The following is a 15,793-nucleotide window of genomic DNA, read 5'->3' as shown; positions in this document are numbered from 1 at the left end:
CGGTGCAAATCATCAAGGAAAATCAGGAAGAGGAGCGCGCAGCGCACGGTGCGCGCCAGCGCCGCACGGTGCGGGACGCGCCGGAAACCTGAACAAAAACAACCGCCCGCCACAGCCGCACCGTGCGGCCTTTTATCTCGCCATCTTTCGGTCGTGGTGCCTGCCGCCACCCTCTGCGCCCTCCATGACACGCCAGCGCCCGATGGGATGCGAATTGCGGTGCCGCTGCTCATGGCCGGTCCCCACCGGCATCGCGGGCGACGAACAGCCCCTCCGACTGCAAGGCGGTGAGTGCGTCCGGTGCCGCCGGGACGAGCGAAGGGGCATCGTCCGGCGTGCGGTCGGGGGACGCGGGATCGGCAGCGGAAGCGCCGATTTCACGCGCGACGAAGAGCGCCGCCTCGCGCCAGTCGGGCGGCGGAGCGACCGTCGAGCCGCTGCCGGAAGGCCGCTCGCCGAGCAGGATCGGCGTCAAAGCAGCGACATAGGCGCGCGTCTCGGCAGGCAGCGGACGAGCCGTCGCGCGGTATTCATCGTAGCGACCGGGACCGGCATTGTAGGCCGCGAGCATCGCGGCAACATTGCCGTAGCGATCCCACATCTCGCGTAGGTAGGCGGTGCCCGCGAGGATGTTGTCGCGCGGCTCGAAGGGGTCGCGGCCGAGAGCATGGCGGATGCGCAGCTCCGCCCAAGTCGAGGGCATGACCTGCATCAGCCCCATCGCGCCGGCAGACGATATGGCGTGCATATTGCCCGCGCTTTCGACCTGCATCACGGCGATGATCCATGCCGCCGGGATGCCGAACCGCTGCGAAGCCTCTTCGATATGGGCGCCGTGCGGATGCACGGCGACGGCACGACCCATCACGGCGATCTGCGCCAGGCCGGGCAGCGGGGCAATGGCTGTGACGAACAGGCCGGAAAGAAGAAGGAGGAGGATGCGGCGGCGGGCGCCACATCTCCCCGAGGCGGGACGGATGCAGGACGTGACCATGATCACTCCTGCTCGTCGCGCTTCTTTTGGCGGGTCCAGTGCAAGCCCCAGTCGCGGCCGTCTTCGTCCGACTGGAACAGGCGGGCGCGGATCGGCTGCTGGAAAACTGGATCGTCGAGAAGCACGGAGACGAACGGTCCCGCGCGCTCGCCGGAATGTTTCCAGCCTGCGCCGACTTCCGGCCCATACTCATCGCCGAGATGGATGCGATAGGCAGGCGCCTTGTCGGCGTCCGCATTTTCCGACGGCGTAAAGGTCAGCTCGACGTCCAGCGAGAGCGTGCGGAGTCGCCCGGAATAGCCGGACGGGGTGCGGGTAAACTGGCCGATCTGTGCCATGGAAGGCTCCTTTCCTATGCGGTGGAGAAGACGCGGGACGGCTCAACGGCCCCGCTCTGGACGCGCTGTCACCGCATCGGCGCGCGCCAGACAAAGCGGCCCTCGCCGTCTTCGTCGGTGAAAAGCGGGATCGCGTGGCCGATCACCGCCGAGGCGGGGAACGGGCCGAAATAGCGGCCGTCGAGGCTGTCGCCGACGTCCGGGTTCATCAGGAACACTTCGCCCTCGGCGATGACGCGACAGCCCTGCCAGACCGGCAGGTCTCGGCCGAAGCTGTCGTGGTCGCGCGCCTCGCCGAGCGGAACGCCGTCGACGATAATGGCGCGGCCATCGCGGCACAGGCGCTGTCCGGGCAGGCCGAGAACGTGCTTCAGAAGCGGCACGTCGCGTGCGACGTAGCCGCGCTCGACCATAAACGAGGCGAAGGGTTCGGGTGGGATGACGGCGACCAGATCGGGCACCGCGATCCGGTCGTCGGGTGCGACAGTATAGAACCCGATCGGCACGCTGGCCGATGCGTTCCAGACCAGCCTTGGCGCAGTCGGAACGAATCCGGCAAAGGCGATCCCGAGCGTGGCAACCGTCGTCACCATGACATAGCGAAAGCGCGTCATGGGGCGATCTCCCGCCGCCAGAGCCATGCCTGATGACGCTCCGCGGTGTAGGGACGCGGCGCTTCGCCTGCGTTTATCCAGTGGGAGACGTGCCGCCAATGATCGGGATCGACTTGGGCCGGATCGACACCTATGGCCTCGATCCCGTCGACATGGCGAAGGACAGCCTCGACCTTCGGCCAGCCTTCGATCTTCAGCAGGATTTCGCCGCCTGGACGGACGAAGGGCAGCGTCTGATAGGACTGGCCCGGCGCAACCGCGCGCAGGATGTCGAGGCGCGAAATGATCGTGCCGTGGTCGTTCGCCGCCCAGCGGACGAACGCAAACACCGTGCCGGGATGGAAGAATACAACACGCCGGTTGCGATCGAGGATCTGCTCACCAGTCGCATGGCCGAATCTGATCCAGTATTCGGTCTTGCCTTCCACCCAGGTCAGTTCCGCGCGGGTCAGATCGCCGTCATGGGCGTCGATGCCGATCATGGGCGGTCTCCCCCTATGTCGGGAAACTCGCGCGCCAGCAGGTCGCGCAGCATGTCGGCGACGGTGATGCCGCGCTGGAAGGCCGCGATCTTGATGCGGCCGCGCAGCGCCGGCGTGATGTCCACGGTCAGCCGCGCCGAATAGGCGTCGGCGGTATCCGTGCGCTTTGGCGGCGCGTCGCCGGCCTTGATCCAGCTATCGGGATCGGCCGGGCGCGTAGCGAAGCAGCGCTTCTCGGTGCGCGCCGTCATGACGAAATTCCGTCATGGAATGGCAGCACGGTGGCGATGCGCGCCCGCGCGCACTCGGCCATGTCGGGGTCGATCTCGCAGCCGAGATAGCGCCGGCCGGAAAGCCGGCAGGCTTCCCCGGCCGCGCCGGAACCGGCGAACCAGTCGCCGACCAGGCCGCCTTCGGGGCAGCTCGTGCGGATCAGGATCTCCAGGAGCGCCGACGGCTTTTCGGTCGGATGGATGGCGCGGCCGTGGCAGTTGCGCAGGTAGATGACCGAGCGCATGAGGCGCGGCCCGCCGTCATGGCTGACATAATGGCCGGCGTCGATCTGGCCGGTATGGGGCGGGCGCTGCTTGCGCCGCACCGTGCGGGCCGTCGCGTCGGGCGTGGTCTGGACGTCGTTGTAGATGTCACGCCAAGCGGTCTCGGCGGGATAGAACTGGACGGCCAGTTCATGCACCCGCTTGAAGCGGTCGGCATGAAAGCCGGTGCCGTTCTGCTTTTCCCAGACGATCTCCTGCGCGATCCGCAAGCCGGCGTCAGTGAAGCGGTCGGCGGTCGCCATGAAGCTGCGCAGCGAGCCGAAGACCCAGAGCGAGCCGGTCGGCCTGAGGGCGGCGCGCGCCAGCACGACCCAGCCCTCGACGCGCCGATCCCAGGCGAGCGAAGTGTCGCCATAGGGCGGATCGGCGATGATCATGTCGTAGGGTGCGTGCCAGGGCATTTCTTCGCGGCAGTCGCCGGTAAGGATCGTCATGCCGATACCCTCCCGATCCCCAGCAGGCCGATCTCGGCGGCCAGGGCGGCAATCTCGCGCGCGGCGGGTGATCGGCGCCCGATCTCGCGGACGAGCCGCCCGGTCTGCGCGGCGTCGGCGAAGACGACGCGCTGGCCGATGGCGCTGGTGAGCACGGGAGGATCGTGGTCCGCCAGCGTCTCGGCGGTCTCGCGGGCGATGACGGTGCGGGCACCGCAGCGGTTGAGCACGAAGCGGGCAACGAGCTGGGGCCGGTAGATGCGCGCCTCCGCCAGGAGGGCGAGCATCTCCGCCGAAGCCCAGCCGTCGAACGGCGATGGCTGCACCGGGATCAGCACGAGATCGGCGGCGAGCAGCGCGGAGCGCATGAGGCCGGCGACGCGCGGTGGCCCGTCGATGACGATGCGATCGACATCGCGGGCGAGTTCGGGCGCTTCGCGATGCAGCGTGTCGCGGGCCAGGCCAACGGTGCCGAAGGCGCGTGGCAGGCCCTCACGCGCGCGTTGTTGCGACCAGTCGAGGGCGGAGCCTTGCGGATCGGCGTCGATCAGGGTGACGCGCTTGCCACCCTGAGCCAGTTCACCGGCAAGATGCAGCGCCAGCGTCGTCTTGCCGACACCGCCCTTCTGGTTGAGGAGCGCGATGATCATTTGCACCCCCCCGGCAGATCGAGAGGCAGGCGGGGTCTTTCTGCAGATTCAGGAGCCTCGGTTGCGCCTCGATCAGATGCCGGTCGAGGCGATGCCGGGGCGTCGGATGCCCTCTTCTTAGCGGCTCTACCAAGGCTTCTGGCGGTGTCGCGGATGAGGTTTTCCACATCGCGCGCGCGCTCTTCAAAGTTAGACTCTTTGTTAGACTCTAAGTTAAGGGCGCGATTTCCTGAATGGGTTCCGGGTGTTAAGCCCGGTTTCGGTTCCTGATAGCACGAGCCTCCGGTTCCCGATAGCACGATAGTCCGGGTTCCCGATAGCACGAGGCCATCCACAGGTTTTCCACAGGGCGCGAGCGGCTCGAAGGCCAGCAGCATTCGCCCGCCGACCTCGGCCTCGAGAAACAGCGAATAGCCCGGCAGCGGCTGGCGCCGGATGATGTCGCGCAACTCGAAGGCGAAGCGCTTGAACGGCGACAGGCTGCCGGATTTCTGGTGAAGGTGACGGAAATCGAACCGCCAGCCATCGCGCTGGCGGCCGCCGTGCTTGCGCACCAGGCGGTAGAGCCAGCGGTCGAGGCCGCCGGTGAGATCGAAATAGGTCCGGTCGATGGTCAGCACGAGCGCATCGTCGAGGACGGCCTGGTAGAACCAGTCCGGCACGATCATCTCGATGCCATCGGGTCTGCCGCTATGGTCGGTGCGTTCCTGCCATTCGTTGATCCAGGAGAAGCGATGCCGGCGCCCTTCGACCGGCTGGCGGATCGAGGTGGAAATCGTGGTCGATTGCAGCCGGTCGAGCGCCGCCTTCAGGCGCTGATAGTCGCGCAAGCCGGTGCCGCGCCCGACATAGGTGAGAATCTCGTAGGGCGTGGCGGCCATCAGCCGGGAGGTGCGAAGGCCGCTGTCGCGGGCTTCGACGATCTGGCTCGCCGCCCAGATCAGAATATCGGCGTCCCAGATCGTGGCCATGCCGTGATCGGGAACAGCCTCGACCCGGATGGAGACATTGCCGGCGGCGAAGTCGATGGGCGCGATGCGCTTCGACTTGGCGAGGGAGAAGAAGGGATAGGCCATGAGATCCTGCGCGTCTCGTGGCGCGAAATCGCCGGGGAGCGCCCGGAACAGGTCGAGCTGCCCGCGCTCAGAAAGGGATCGGCGTCGCACCGTCATGAAGGGAACCGGCTGCGATCAGCGGGCGTAACGACCGGCCTGCGGGCCGGACGGAAACGCATGACGCTTGGCGGGCAGCACGGAGCCGCGCGGATCGGAGGTGGAGGTCACCGCGCCGCGCTCGGTCCAGGCCTCAAGATCGTCGATGGCATAGACCACACGGCCGCCAAGCTTGCGATAGGCTGGCCCGGTTCCGTAGGTGCGGTGCTTTTCGAGGGTCCGGGCCGAGAGGCTGAGAAAGGTCGCGGCCTCCTTGGTCCGTAGAAAACGCGGCGGCAGGACGACGGGTTCATGTGGCATGATCGGGCCTCCGTGGGGTTGCAAGCGGCCGCTGCGGATCAGCGGCGGGCAATGACCACGGTGGCGCAGGAAGAGCGGCGAGTTGCAGGGCGAAGTTGGGGGGTATCGAAATCGCCCACCATCAGGGCAAAGGATCGCGTTATCGTGGGCGGCGATGACGCAGGAGTTTCCGATAACCGCCGGCGACCATGGAACGGGCGTCGCGCAGGAGTGCCTTGATGGCATGACGGGCCGAGGACGCCTGCCATTCGTCCCGCTCAAGCCGGCCGGTGTTCAGAAGAACCCGCGCGATCTCCTGCTGCGTCGCGCCGGCCCGATGGCCATCGAAGGCCCGCAGCATCCGTCGGAGGCGCGCGCGTTGCTGGCGTGTCAGGCGCGTATCCGGCGGGATCGCGCGACCATGCAGGGCCGAAAGGAAGCGTTGAATGGCCTCGATCCGGTCGAAACCGGCGAGGCTGAGAGGGACGACGGCGACCGCGATCGCGTCCCCCATAATGGCGCCGTCGAAGATCTGGAGCTTCCGCCCATTGCCAAGCGGGACATGGAACTCCGCGCCAGCGTTCTCGACCGAGAAGTCGAGGCGCCAGTTCGGCGGAGCGCCGTCAGTGCTGTCGTCAAGTTCCGAAGGGGCTTCGGTCAGCACCACCACACTTGTGTCCTCCGCTGGGAGCCAGAAGACCGGCGCATCGGGTGGCGGGACCAGCGGATCGACAGGGAAATCGCAACCCCCAGCGCTGCCGGATCCGTTCGGTCAGCGGTTGGGGGTCTCCATGGTCGGCAATTGAGGCTTCAAAATCTGCGTCATAATCGTCATTGCGGCGCAGCCATTCCCAGGCCAGATCGGATGCCGTCAGTTCATCCAGATGGTCGTATTGCGCCGACGAACGCCAAGTCGATGCGTCAGGGGTCATCGCGGCCTCCCGGGTCTACTCAAACGAATTGAGAAGGGTCAGGATTCCCGCACGCGTTGAATTGAGGAAGTCAGGCGATGGTCAACAGGTGATGCGCGGCACGCATCACGCGTCAGGAATTGCGCTGGCTTTCGCGGACCAGTTCGCGGTAGCCGTGTTCGGTCATCCAATGCGCGCGAGCGAGATGAGTATCATGGATGGAGCGGCAGCGGTCGGGATCGCACTCTGGATCGAGGCCAAAGAGAACCTGCACAGCTTCGCGCCAATCGGCGCCATCACGCTCGGCATCGAGAAGGCGCATGTAGAGTTTCATATGCTCGCGATCATAAGACGTCAGCGTCTGGCTGGACGGTGGTGTGTCGAGATATGTCTGTGTCGCGCGGCCCATCATTCGCTCACGTTCGGGTAACGTATTTGTTAACCATCTTCGGCGGAAGATAGCCATTCCTTTTGACGAGAACCTGACATCACGCTGGCCGCTGTTTCACCGTTTGTCGGTGTTGACCGTATCGTGTTGCAGCAACACGCCCTCGCCCTTATCCGTCGACAAGAAAACGATCCCGGCCGCTTCGAGAGCGCGGCGCACCTGGTCGCGGGTGGACTCGAACACCTCGAGCCCGCTTTGGGATTCGAGGCGTTTGAGTGCGGTCAATGCGACCTGGGCCTTGTCGGCGAGCGTCTCCTGTGTCCATCCCAGTAACGCGCGCGCAGCCCGAGATTGGCGAGCGGTGATCATACATGATCACCTCCCACCGGGATACGCACGCACTCCAGAACTACGACTATAATAGTCGTTCTCGCTGTGAGCACCAGCCGAAATTCAGGTGCAATTATCAAGGATAGAGAGACGACGCTCCCGTCCATGCCCGTCTGATTCGGTCGCCGGACCTTGCCAGAAGCGGCGGGCGCGATCCGGTGAAGCAGGAGGGAAACCCGGCGGCTTGCGCCGCCGGGCCTCGGGTTCCCGATCAGAACGGAATGTCATCGTCGTCGATGAACTTGCCGTCGTCGTTCTGGGTCTGCTTCGCCCGGCTCAGGAAATCGACCGTCTCGGCGATGATCTCGCAGCCGTAGCGATCGACCCCGGCGGCATCGGTCCATTTCGTGTAGTGGATGCGGCCGCGAACCAGAACCTTCATGCCCTTGTCGCAATGCTGCTGGACCGTCTTGCCGAGGCCGTTGAAGCAGGTGATGCGGTGCCATTCGGTGTCCTGGACCCGATAGCCGTTCTCGTCGCGCAGGACGCGGCCTTCCGAATAGCGGGGGCGCGAGGTGGCCAGGGTGAAGTGGGTGATGCCGGTGCCGCCCTGGGTGGTGCGGGTTTCGGGGGCCTGGCCGATGTTGCCGGCGAGGATGACGATGTTCTGCATTGTAGGTCTCCGTTGCTCCTCGGAGGGACCGTCCCTCCGACGAGACCCGGCCAAGGCCGTCGGAAGACTCCTGCAACTGCCGCCCTTGCTGCAGCTTGCCCCCAAGGCCCCAGGTGGGGCGGGCAGCCGCGTTTGCGCGGCAACACGGCTGGGAGCCGCGGGGGTTGCTGGTGGAAGCCGAACGGACTTAGGGGATCAGTCAGGCGGAGGGATGGTGCTTTCGAAAGCAGATCGGGGACGCACAGCAGAACCATCGTCCTTGCTGGCGACAGCGACCAGGCAGGCCCCCATGCGAACCGAGACCACCGGCATGGCACTCCTTCAACCGTCTTTGCCGGTCACCGTCGTGTCCGCCGCCGGAAGGCCATGTCATCCGCGATGTGATCGGACAGGCTATCGGGTTCTCAGGTCCGGTATGGCGCCGCCCTGCTTCATCGGCCAAAGGCTCGGTCCCTCAGCATCGTGAAGGGACAAGGAAGGTGTTCGCGAAGGCCCCACGAAACGACGTGGACCGATGCAGCGGGGCATCGACCGCACGGGACCACGGTTCGCACCGCAGACCATTTCAAGCGCCGCGAGAAGCAGACCGGGTGCGATGGTGACATGCTGCGACGAACTGCTTTTCCGTCTTGGGCGAAACGACCGGGGCTCGGCGGCGCAAGCTGCCGGCCTTCCTCAGAAGTGGCTGATCGCGTCTGCCGTTTCAGCGCGAGAACACCGACTCGCCGAGGGCGTTCAGATTGACGATGGCCGAGATGCCGAGGACGAGACCGCCCATGCCGCCGAACAGGTTGAGAACCAGCCCCGAGTCGATGGCGTTCTTGGTGATGCCATAGACAAGGGCATAGCCGGCGATGACGGCGGGCACGGCGAAGAGAGCGAGCGCAATGAGCCGCAGGGCCGGGTTCTTCGCGAAGCCAAGAGTCACGATCACAAGCGCGATCGAGAGCACGGCGGCGCCGATGGCCATGAGGCCGGACATCACGACCCCGGCGCCCGCGCCCCAGGCATATTGCGCGGCCGTGATGGCTGCCATGACGGGCAAGGCATAGATCGCGAGATTCCAGGCGATCACGCAGGCCGCGATGGTGAGCGAGATGGCGAGCAGGATCAGCGTCATGGAAACCTCCAGAGAACGGTTGGGGATCACGACAGGCTGCCGGGAGATGCGCTCCGCCTGCGACTATGCTGCTTCGCCGGTTCTGCAAGGATGTTCCATCAAAGGCGCGGCCTTGCATCTTGTCAAGTATCGGCGGCCGAAAGCCGCCAGGCGGCGGCGCTTACGCGCCGCCGTCGAACTTCATGACCGGGATGCCGAGCTTGCGGGCCTTGTCGGCGAGATTCTCCTGAATCCCGGTGCCGGGGAAGACGAGGACGCCGACCGGCAGCACGTCCAGCATGGCATCGTTTCGCTTGAACGGCGCCGCCTTGGCGTGCTTGGTCCAGTCGGGCCGGAAGGCGACCTGGGGCACCTTGCGGTGATCTGCCCAACGGGAAGCGATCAGTTCGGCTCCCTTCGGCGACCCGCCGTGCAGCAGCACCATCTCGGGGTGCTTGGCATGGACCTGATCGAGCTTCGCCCAGATCAGGCGGTGATCGTTGAAGTCCGCGCCGCCAGTCACGGCAACCTTCGGGCCGGCGGGCAGCATCACCTCGGTCTCGGCCCGGCGCTTCGCGGCAAGGAAGTCGCGGCTGTCGATCATCGCGGCGGTCAGGTTGCGATGGTTGACCATCGAGCCGCTGCGCGGCCGCCAGGCACTGCCGGTGTGGTGCTCGAAAGCCTCGGCCGCGAGGTCGCGGAAGAGTTCCATGCTGGCGCGCCGTTCGATCAGGGTCTGCCCCTCGGCCGTGAGGCGTTCGAGTTCGACCGACTTGACCTCGCTGCCGTCCTGTTCCCGCTGAAGCCGGCGCTGCGCCTGCTCGTTGTCGTCGAGATCGCGCTCCACCCGGCCGGTGGCGCGGTGGAAGAGATTGACGGTCCCCCAGAGCAGCTCTTCGAGGTCGGGCTCTAAGCGGGTGTCGCCGAGCGTCGCGACGAGGGCGTCGAAGATGTCGGTGACGGCGGCGGCGACGGTGTTGCCCTCGGGCAGCGGCCTCGGATCGGGTTCGTCCTGGAACGGGCGCCAGCCGTAGAGCTGGAGTTCGGTGAGGGTGTGATCGGTCTGGGAGGAGGTGTGGACCGGCTCGTCGCCTGCGGAATAGGTTTCGTTCGTCATCGGGAGCGTCCTTCGTCTGGAGACCGCGCCCATCGCGGCCTTCGCAGGCGTCGAAGCGCACGGGCGGGACGGGTTGGCAGCCCTCGCCCGCTCCGCGAGGGCCTTGATGGCCGGGGGTGGGCTATTTTGACTTTCGCGATGCAAAGGCGGGGTTCGTCCCCGCCGGCGGAAAATAGTCCAAACCCGGCCATTGCCTGCCCGGCCCGTTTGTGCGCCGATCGCCCTCTCCGAAGGCCGTGGGCGCGGGACTCTCCGACGATGGATGCACCTGCCGATGGCGAAAGACTGAAACCGGCAGAGGATGACGCTGGGCCGCGCCTCCGGGACCGATCACGACCTCACCTCTCCATGAACCGGCGGACGTCTTCAGGATGAAGCTGATCCTTCAGACGCGCCCGGAGGGCATCGGCGCCGTGGCGTCGCAGATCATCGTTGAAATCGCCGTTGAGCGGCGTGAGCGACATCGCCTCGATCCCGAGGCTCTCTGCTCTGGCGGCCAGGCCGTCTCTTGCACCGTCCCCGGCCGGGTCGCGATCCCTGACGACATAGAGCCGGCGCAGCGACGGCGGGAACAGGATGGCAGCGAGGTGAGCGGCCGAAAGCGCCGCCAGCATCGGCATGCGGGGCAGAACCTGACGGGGCGACAGCACGGTCTCGATGCCCTCGCCGGCGGCGAGAACCTCAGCGGCGGTTCCGAAGCGGACAGCGTGCCCGAGAAGGACGCCCATCGCCCGCCGCGGTGTTTCGACAGCCGCCTTGCCGGAACCGTCCGGGGCGAGCCAGGTGCGATGCGCGCCGGTCTGCTGGCCCGCAAGATCGGTGACGGCGGCAACGAGTGCCGGCCGGATCTCGGTGGGTGAAGACTCGTCGGGTCTATAGTAGCACCTCGGATGGTAGCGCAGCGCGGTGGTGTCCGAGAGGGAGGTGATCGCCCGCCCGTTGAGGTAGATCGCCGCAAGGGTGCCGTGGATCGGCTGCGCCATGGCGAAGAGGCGGCGCGACGCTTCAGGCGAACCGGGCACGCTGCTGGATGTGCTGCCGGTCGGCGTCCTCGTCTTCTCCGGTTCAGGATGCGGGAGGGCAAGGAAACGGCGCGCTTCCTCGGCCACGTCCTTGAAGTCGACAAGGCCAAGCGCCTCGCGGATGACGTCGAGCAGATCGCCATGCTCCCCGGTGGCCATGTCGGTCCATTTCCCCGCCGCGCCCTTGCCGGAACCCGGGCCGGTCAGGCGCACGAACATCGAGCGGCCAGGAGTATTCTGCACATCGCCGACCAGCCAATATCGCCCGGCGCGGTGGCCGGACGAGAGATAGTGGCGGCAGACCGCCTCGGCCTCTCGGCCGAGACGGGTCGCCAGTTCGAAGGCGTCGTGACGCGGCATCAGGCTGCCTCCCGTTCACCGATGCGCTCGACCGGCCAGCGGTCGAAGAGCTTGGCCAGCACGGCGGGTCCGCTGGCATCGACTGGCACGAACATGCGCAGCTTCCAGGAGATGATCTCGTGGAAGAGGCCGTATGCCGTGAGACGCTGGCGCATGGTGTCGGTGAAGCCGGAAAGCTCGATGCGGTTCACCCCCATGACGCGGACCCGGCGAAGCTGGAGGCCCTCGGAGAGATCGAGGATCGTCCGGCCTTCCATCAGCGCCGCGAAAGCATCCTTCGGCGTGACCTTCGCGATGCCGGTCGTGGTCGCGTTCGCGGCCCAGGCCGGGGAGACCTTGCGGCCGATGATGCGCTCGCCCGCGTCAGACTGGAGGCGATAGACGCGGGTGGACTCGTTCGGCAGCCGTTTCCAGATCGGCAGCAGCAAGCCCGTCACCATATGCAGGGTGCTGTCTGCGAACTCCGGCACCTCCGCAAGTTCCGCATTCCAGGCCGCAGCGAATGCGTCCCGGTCGGCCTCGACCCAATGGGTCTCGCCCATCATCCTGATGGGGATATTGTGTGCTTCCATCGGCCGGATCAGCCTGACGCGGCGCTCGATCTCGCCATCGTCCAGCATGACGCTGGTGGTGGGGATTTGCACCGCCGCGCGGCCTGAGCGCCCGTTGATCAGGAGCTTCGCGCGCGGATCGTCGAGTTCCGCTAGGGCGGCATCGAGCATGACGGGCCGGTTGCGCTTGCGTTCGGTGATCGTCAGCAGGCTGGTCTCGGCCCCGGTGCGGGGATGGGTGTAGATCACCTGACGGTCGGTGACGGTGAAGCTCTCGGCGCGCAGCGTCTCCAGCCCAGCGTCATAGATGCCGGACGCGATGGCGCCCTCGATCCGCGCGGTCAGAAGCTGCTCGAAAGCGCTGAAGAGAACGCCCTGAAGCTCGACGGTCAGCGCCAGCAGCCGGTTCAAGAAAGTCGTGATGGCGGGCAGCTCGTCCTTGATGCCGTTCGCGTCCATCAGTTTCAACCCGGTGGCGGATTCGAAGCGTTCGAGCGAACATCCCTCGACCTTGCCGCGCACCAGCAGGAGATAGAGCTGGCGCAGCGCGTCGCGGGCGTAGGGACTTTCCAGATTGTCCTCGGGCCGGAACAGGCCCTGGCCGCCGGTCTGGCGCTGGCCGCGCGTGATCGCGCCCAAAGTGTCGAGGCGGCGGGCAATCGTGCTGAGGAAGCGCTTCTCGGCTTTCACATTGGTCGAGATCGGCCGGAACAGCGGCGGCTGCGCCTGATTGGTGCGATGCGTCCGGCCAAGGCCCTGGATGGCGGCGTCCGCCTTCCAGCCGGCTTCGAGCAGGTAATGGACGCGCAGCCGGGTGTTCTTCGCTGACAGTTCGGCGTGATAGCTGCGCCCGGTGCCGCCGGCATCGGAGAACACCAGCACCCGCTTCTGATCGTCCATGAAGGCTTGCGTCTCGGCCAGGTTGGCCGAACCGGCGCGACTTTCCACGACGAGCCGGTCGATGGTAACGCCGCCGCCGCGCTTGCGGACGATACGACGCGAGCGGCCCGTGACCTCCGCCACCGTGTCGGTGCCGAAATGCTGGATGATCTGGTCGAGCGCGCCGGGAACCGGCGGCAAGCTGGCGAGGTTGGCGATCATCTCGTCGCGCCGGGCCGCGGCCTCGCGGCTCTCGACCGGCTGGCCATCACGATAGACCGGGCGCGACGACAGGTTGCCCTCCGAATCCGTGAACGGCTCATAAAGCTGCACCGGGAAGGAATGAGCGAGGTAGTCTAGGACATACTCGCGCGGCGACAGGTCCATTTTCAGATCGCCCCATTCCTCGGTGGGGATCTCTGCCAGCCGCCGTTCCATCAGCGCCTCGCCGGTCGAGACGATCTGGATGACGGAAGAATGTCCCGCTTCCAGATCGGCCGTGATGGACCGGATCAGCGTCGGGGTTTTCATCGACGTCAACAGGTGCCCGAAGAACCTCTGCTTGGCGCTCTCAAAGGCCGAGCGGGCGGCGGACTTGGCCTGCCGGTTCAGCGTGCCGGACCCGCCCTCGCCGCCGGTGATGTTGGCGGCCTGCATCGCCGCATCGAGATTGTTATGGATGATGGCGAAGGCATCGGCATAGCTGTCGTAGATGCGGACCTGTTCAGGGGTCAGTTCGTGGTCGAGCAACTCGTATTCCACGCCTTTGAAGGACAGCGAGCGGGCGGTGTAGAGGCCAAGCGCCCGCAGGTCGCGCGCCAGCACCTCCATCGCCGCGACGCCGCCGGCCTCGATCGCCTCGACGAACTCCGCCCTGGTCGAGAATGGGAAATCCTCGCCGCCCCAGAGACCGAGCCGCTGCGCATAGGCGAGATTGTGGACGGTGGTGGCGCCGGTGGCCGAGACATAGACCACGCGGGCCTGCGGCAGGGCGTGCTGGAGGCGCAGCCCGGCACGGCCCTGCTGGCTGGCGGCGACATCGCCGCGTTCTCCCTTGCCTCCTGCGGCATTGGCCATTGCGTGCGCCTCGTCGAAAATCACCACTCCATCGAAGTCGGAACCCAACCATTCGACGATCTGCCTGACCCTGGAAATCCTTTCTCCGCGGTCGTCGGAGCGCAGCGTGGCATAGGTTAGAAATAGGATGCCTTCGTTCAGGGTGATCTTTGCGCCTTGCGGGAATCGCGACAGCGGCGTGACCAGCAGCCGCTCCATGCCAAGCGCCGACCAGTCGCGCTGCGCATCCTCCAGCAGCTTGTCGGACTTCGAGATCCAGACCGCCTTGCGCCGCCCCTGCATCCAGTTGTCGAGGATGATCGCTGCGGATTCCCGGCCCTTGCCGACGCCGGTGCCATCGCCGACCATGAACCCTTGGCGGAAGCGGACGGCGCCCTTGGCGTCCTCCGGCGTGGCAGCAAGATTGTCGAGCGTGTCGTCCACCGTCCAAGCCCCGGCGAGGAATCCCATATGGGCCTCGCCGGCATAGATCACCGTCTCCAACTGCGCCTCGGACAGCCTGCCGAGAATGTCTTTGGGCAGCACCGGACGATAGCTCGGCTTCGGCGGCGCGATGCTCGCCATCGAGGCCGACTGCACGAGCTGGGTCGGATGCGCCTGCGCCCCGGCGATGCGGATGGTCTGAAGACCGTATTCCTCGTAGATCGCGTCGGAGAGGCGGCCGCCCTCGGCCGGTTCCCAATCCACGATCTCGTAGGCGACCGGCACGGCCTCCGGTTCCGCAAGGGGCGCGTCGGGCGCGGATCGCGCGGCGCGGTTGACATAGCCGCGCACGGTGCGCGGCGCGGTCGGTCGTGCCACCGGCACGGCCAGGCCGGGATCGACGGGAAGCCTGGCCGGAAGTTGCTCCGCCAGCCAGCCCATCAGGGTGGCAACATCCGACGCCACACCGGGCGCTGCCGGGAACACCGCCGGGTCTTCGGCGGGCAGCTTGTCGATGACGGTCAGCCGCGTGTCGATGGTGGTGCCGTGCTTGGCATAGACCGATCCATCGATGACGGCCGAGAAGACCACGCGGCCGCGCTCCTGCAGCCGTTTCCAGTTAGCCGTCCAGGCCGGATTGTCGGGGGCGAAGCTCGCGCCGGTGATGGTGACGAGCCGCCCGCCGGGCGCAAGGCGCGCCAGCGTCGAGGCGACATGGCGGAAGGCGGCATCAGCCACGCGGCCCTCGACATGGGCCATGACCGAGAACGGCGGGTTCATCAGCACCACTGTCGGGATCAGGCCGGGATCGAGATGATCGTCGATCTGGGCGGCGTCGAAGCGGGTGATGGACAGGGCCGGAAAGAGGGAGGAAAGCAGGCCGGCGCGGACCTCGGCCAGTTCGTTGACGAGCAGCGCACCGCCGGCGATCTCGGCCAGGATGGCGAGGAGCCCGGTGCCGGCCGAGGGCTCCAGCACGCGGTCGGCGTGCGTGATCGCCGCCGCCGTCACCGCAGCGAAGCCGAGAGGGATCGGGGTGGAGAACTGCTGGAAGGTCTGCGCTTCCTCGGAACGCCGGGTGTGGGTCGGCAGGAGCCCGGCAATTTTCGTAAGCTGCGGCAGGATTGCCGACGGAGACCCGGCTTTGCGGAAAAGTGCATTGCCGTATTTGCGCAGGAAGAGGACGGTCGCCGCCTCGCAGGCATCATAGGCGGTCTTCCAGTCCCAAGCGCCGGCGGCATCGGACGTGCCGAAGGCGGCCTCCATGGCGCCGCGCAGCGTGGCGGCGTCGACACGCTGACCGCGTTCCAGATGCGGCAGCAGCAGACCGGCAGCGGTGAAAACGCAGGCCGCGGTCTCAGCGTCATGGTCGAACGGAAGCGGCGCGGTGGCGGATGCCGCCGCGGATGCGGAAATCATGTTCATCGGGGATTCCTCGGGAGA

The 15,793-nt window shown here is 66.6% G+C and carries 18 protein-coding genes; all 18 read right to left on the bottom strand.

Going from position 1 to position 15,793, the window contains the following annotated elements; genetic code table 11:
• Positions 1-229 precede the first annotated feature (229 nt).
• Complete coding sequence (locus K5845_RS07410) at positions 230-994, bottom strand: lytic transglycosylase domain-containing protein (protein WP_012092634.1); 765 nt, start codon at positions 992-994, stop codon at positions 230-232.
• A 2-nt stretch (positions 995-996) separates the two neighbouring features.
• Positions 997-1,332: a DUF736 domain-containing protein gene (locus K5845_RS07405; protein ID WP_012092633.1), complete on the bottom strand. Its 336-nt coding sequence runs from the start codon at positions 1,330-1,332 to the stop codon at positions 997-999.
• 68 nt (positions 1,333-1,400) lie between these two features.
• Positions 1,401-1,946, bottom strand: coding sequence for a S26 family signal peptidase (locus tag K5845_RS07400; protein WP_012092632.1), 546 nt, complete (start codon positions 1,944-1,946; stop codon positions 1,401-1,403).
• A complete protein-coding gene (locus tag K5845_RS07395) occupies positions 1,943-2,428 on the bottom strand; it encodes a DUF2840 domain-containing protein (RefSeq protein WP_012092631.1) in 486 nt (161 codons plus the stop codon). The genes K5845_RS07400 and K5845_RS07395 overlap by 4 nt, the downstream gene beginning before the upstream one ends.
• Positions 2,425-2,679, bottom strand: coding sequence for a hypothetical protein (locus tag K5845_RS07390; RefSeq protein WP_012092630.1), 255 nt, complete (start codon positions 2,677-2,679; stop codon positions 2,425-2,427). Before K5845_RS07390 ends, K5845_RS07395 begins: the two co-directional genes overlap by 4 nt.
• Positions 2,676-3,419, bottom strand: a complete 744-nt coding sequence (locus tag K5845_RS07385) for a DNA-methyltransferase (protein WP_012092629.1) — start codon at positions 3,417-3,419, stop codon at positions 2,676-2,678. The genes K5845_RS07390 and K5845_RS07385 overlap by 4 nt, the downstream gene beginning before the upstream one ends.
• Positions 3,416-4,069 (bottom strand): ParA family partition ATPase, encoded by a 654-nt coding sequence (parA, locus tag K5845_RS07380; protein ID WP_012092628.1) that lies wholly within the window; start codon positions 4,067-4,069, stop codon positions 3,416-3,418. Before parA ends, K5845_RS07385 begins: the two co-directional genes overlap by 4 nt.
• Positions 4,066-5,241, bottom strand: a complete 1,176-nt coding sequence (locus tag K5845_RS07375) for a replication initiator protein A (RefSeq protein ID WP_012092627.1) — start codon at positions 5,239-5,241, stop codon at positions 4,066-4,068. Before K5845_RS07375 ends, parA begins: the two co-directional genes overlap by 4 nt.
• An 18-nt stretch (positions 5,242-5,259) precedes the next feature.
• Entirely contained in the window at positions 5,260-5,541 is a 282-nt protein-coding gene (locus K5845_RS07370; protein ID WP_012092626.1) for a helix-turn-helix transcriptional regulator, read from the bottom strand.
• Between the two features lie 139 nt (positions 5,542-5,680).
• Positions 5,681-6,190: a DUF2285 domain-containing protein gene (locus tag K5845_RS07365; RefSeq protein ID WP_036749067.1), complete on the bottom strand. Its 510-nt coding sequence runs from the start codon at positions 6,188-6,190 to the stop codon at positions 5,681-5,683.
• On the bottom strand, positions 6,156-6,452 hold the full coding sequence (locus tag K5845_RS07360) for a transcriptional regulator domain-containing protein (RefSeq protein ID WP_012092624.1): 297 nt from the start codon (positions 6,450-6,452) through the stop codon (positions 6,156-6,158). The genes K5845_RS07365 and K5845_RS07360 overlap by 35 nt, the downstream gene beginning before the upstream one ends.
• Positions 6,453-6,564: 112 nt before the next feature.
• Positions 6,565-6,840 carry a DNA -binding domain-containing protein gene (locus K5845_RS07355; protein WP_028034393.1) on the bottom strand — a complete coding sequence of 92 codons (276 nt, stop codon included), beginning with the start codon at positions 6,838-6,840 and terminating at the stop codon, positions 6,565-6,567.
• Positions 6,841-6,936: 96 nt separating this feature from the next.
• The gene (locus K5845_RS07350; protein ID WP_012092622.1) at positions 6,937-7,188 is read right to left on the bottom strand and encodes a helix-turn-helix domain-containing protein; all 252 of its coding nucleotides are present in this window, start codon (positions 7,186-7,188) and stop codon (positions 6,937-6,939) included.
• Between the two features lie 232 nt (positions 7,189-7,420).
• Positions 7,421-7,822 carry a single-stranded DNA-binding protein gene (locus K5845_RS07345; protein WP_012092621.1) on the bottom strand — a complete coding sequence of 134 codons (402 nt, stop codon included), beginning with the start codon at positions 7,820-7,822 and terminating at the stop codon, positions 7,421-7,423.
• A gap of 703 nt (positions 7,823-8,525) precedes the next feature.
• On the bottom strand, positions 8,526-8,942 hold the full coding sequence (locus K5845_RS07340) for a hypothetical protein (RefSeq protein ID WP_012092620.1): 417 nt from the start codon (positions 8,940-8,942) through the stop codon (positions 8,526-8,528).
• Positions 8,943-9,102: 160 nt separating this feature from the next.
• On the bottom strand, positions 9,103-10,038 hold the full coding sequence (locus K5845_RS07335) for a DUF2493 domain-containing protein (protein ID WP_012092619.1): 936 nt from the start codon (positions 10,036-10,038) through the stop codon (positions 9,103-9,105).
• A gap of 338 nt (positions 10,039-10,376) precedes the next feature.
• Entirely contained in the window at positions 10,377-11,420 is a 1,044-nt protein-coding gene (locus K5845_RS07330) for a DUF7146 domain-containing protein (protein WP_036749060.1), read from the bottom strand.
• Positions 11,420-15,775 (bottom strand): strawberry notch-like NTP hydrolase domain-containing protein, encoded by a 4,356-nt coding sequence (locus tag K5845_RS07325; protein WP_012092617.1) that lies wholly within the window; start codon positions 15,773-15,775, stop codon positions 11,420-11,422. The genes K5845_RS07330 and K5845_RS07325 overlap by 1 nt, the downstream gene beginning before the upstream one ends.
• Positions 15,776-15,793: the final 18 nt, after the last annotated feature.

It is taken from the genome of Filomicrobium sp., from assembly GCF_025698805.1.
In the GTDB taxonomy this organism is placed as follows: Bacteria; Pseudomonadota; Alphaproteobacteria; order Rhizobiales; family Hyphomicrobiaceae; genus Filomicrobium; species Filomicrobium insigne.
The sequence above is the reverse complement of the archived record's forward strand: the minus strand, read 5'-3'. Positions and strand labels throughout refer to the sequence as shown.

What these genes read in the sequence shown, in the direction of transcription:
- K5845_RS07370 (WP_012092626.1), bottom strand. Translation starts at nt 5,541, where the DNA reads ATGCCACATGAACCCGTCGTCCTGCCGCCGCGTTTTCTACGGACCAAG.
- K5845_RS07395 (WP_012092631.1), bottom strand. Translation starts at nt 2,428, where the DNA reads ATGATCGGCATCGACGCCCATGACGGCGATCTGACCCGCGCGGAACTG.
- parA (WP_012092628.1), bottom strand. Translation starts at nt 4,069, where the DNA reads ATGATCATCGCGCTCCTCAACCAGAAGGGCGGTGTCGGCAAGACGACG.
- K5845_RS07345 (WP_012092621.1), bottom strand. Translation starts at nt 7,822, where the DNA reads ATGCAGAACATCGTCATCCTCGCCGGCAACATCGGCCAGGCCCCCGAA.
- K5845_RS07350 (WP_012092622.1), bottom strand. Translation starts at nt 7,188, where the DNA reads ATGATCACCGCTCGCCAATCTCGGGCTGCGCGCGCGTTACTGGGATGG.
- K5845_RS07410 (WP_012092634.1), bottom strand. Translation starts at nt 994, where the DNA reads ATGGTCACGTCCTGCATCCGTCCCGCCTCGGGGAGATGTGGCGCCCGC.
- K5845_RS07330 (WP_036749060.1), bottom strand. Translation starts at nt 11,420, where the DNA reads ATGCCGCGTCACGACGCCTTCGAACTGGCGACCCGTCTCGGCCGAGAG.
- K5845_RS07375 (WP_012092627.1), bottom strand. Translation starts at nt 5,241, where the DNA reads ATGACGGTGCGACGCCGATCCCTTTCTGAGCGCGGGCAGCTCGACCTG.
- K5845_RS07405 (WP_012092633.1), bottom strand. Translation starts at nt 1,332, where the DNA reads ATGGCACAGATCGGCCAGTTTACCCGCACCCCGTCCGGCTATTCCGGG.
- K5845_RS07400 (WP_012092632.1), bottom strand. Translation starts at nt 1,946, where the DNA reads ATGACGCGCTTTCGCTATGTCATGGTGACGACGGTTGCCACGCTCGGG.
- K5845_RS07340 (WP_012092620.1), bottom strand. Translation starts at nt 8,942, where the DNA reads ATGACGCTGATCCTGCTCGCCATCTCGCTCACCATCGCGGCCTGCGTG.
- K5845_RS07335 (WP_012092619.1), bottom strand. Translation starts at nt 10,038, where the DNA reads ATGACGAACGAAACCTATTCCGCAGGCGACGAGCCGGTCCACACCTCC.
- K5845_RS07355 (WP_028034393.1), bottom strand. Translation starts at nt 6,840, where the DNA reads ATGGGCCGCGCGACACAGACATATCTCGACACACCACCGTCCAGCCAG.
- K5845_RS07325 (WP_012092617.1), bottom strand. Translation starts at nt 15,775, where the DNA reads ATGAACATGATTTCCGCATCCGCGGCGGCATCCGCCACCGCGCCGCTT.
- K5845_RS07360 (WP_012092624.1), bottom strand. Translation starts at nt 6,452, where the DNA reads ATGACCCCTGACGCATCGACTTGGCGTTCGTCGGCGCAATACGACCAT.
- K5845_RS07385 (WP_012092629.1), bottom strand. Translation starts at nt 3,419, where the DNA reads ATGACGATCCTTACCGGCGACTGCCGCGAAGAAATGCCCTGGCACGCA.
- K5845_RS07390 (WP_012092630.1), bottom strand. Translation starts at nt 2,679, where the DNA reads ATGACGGCGCGCACCGAGAAGCGCTGCTTCGCTACGCGCCCGGCCGAT.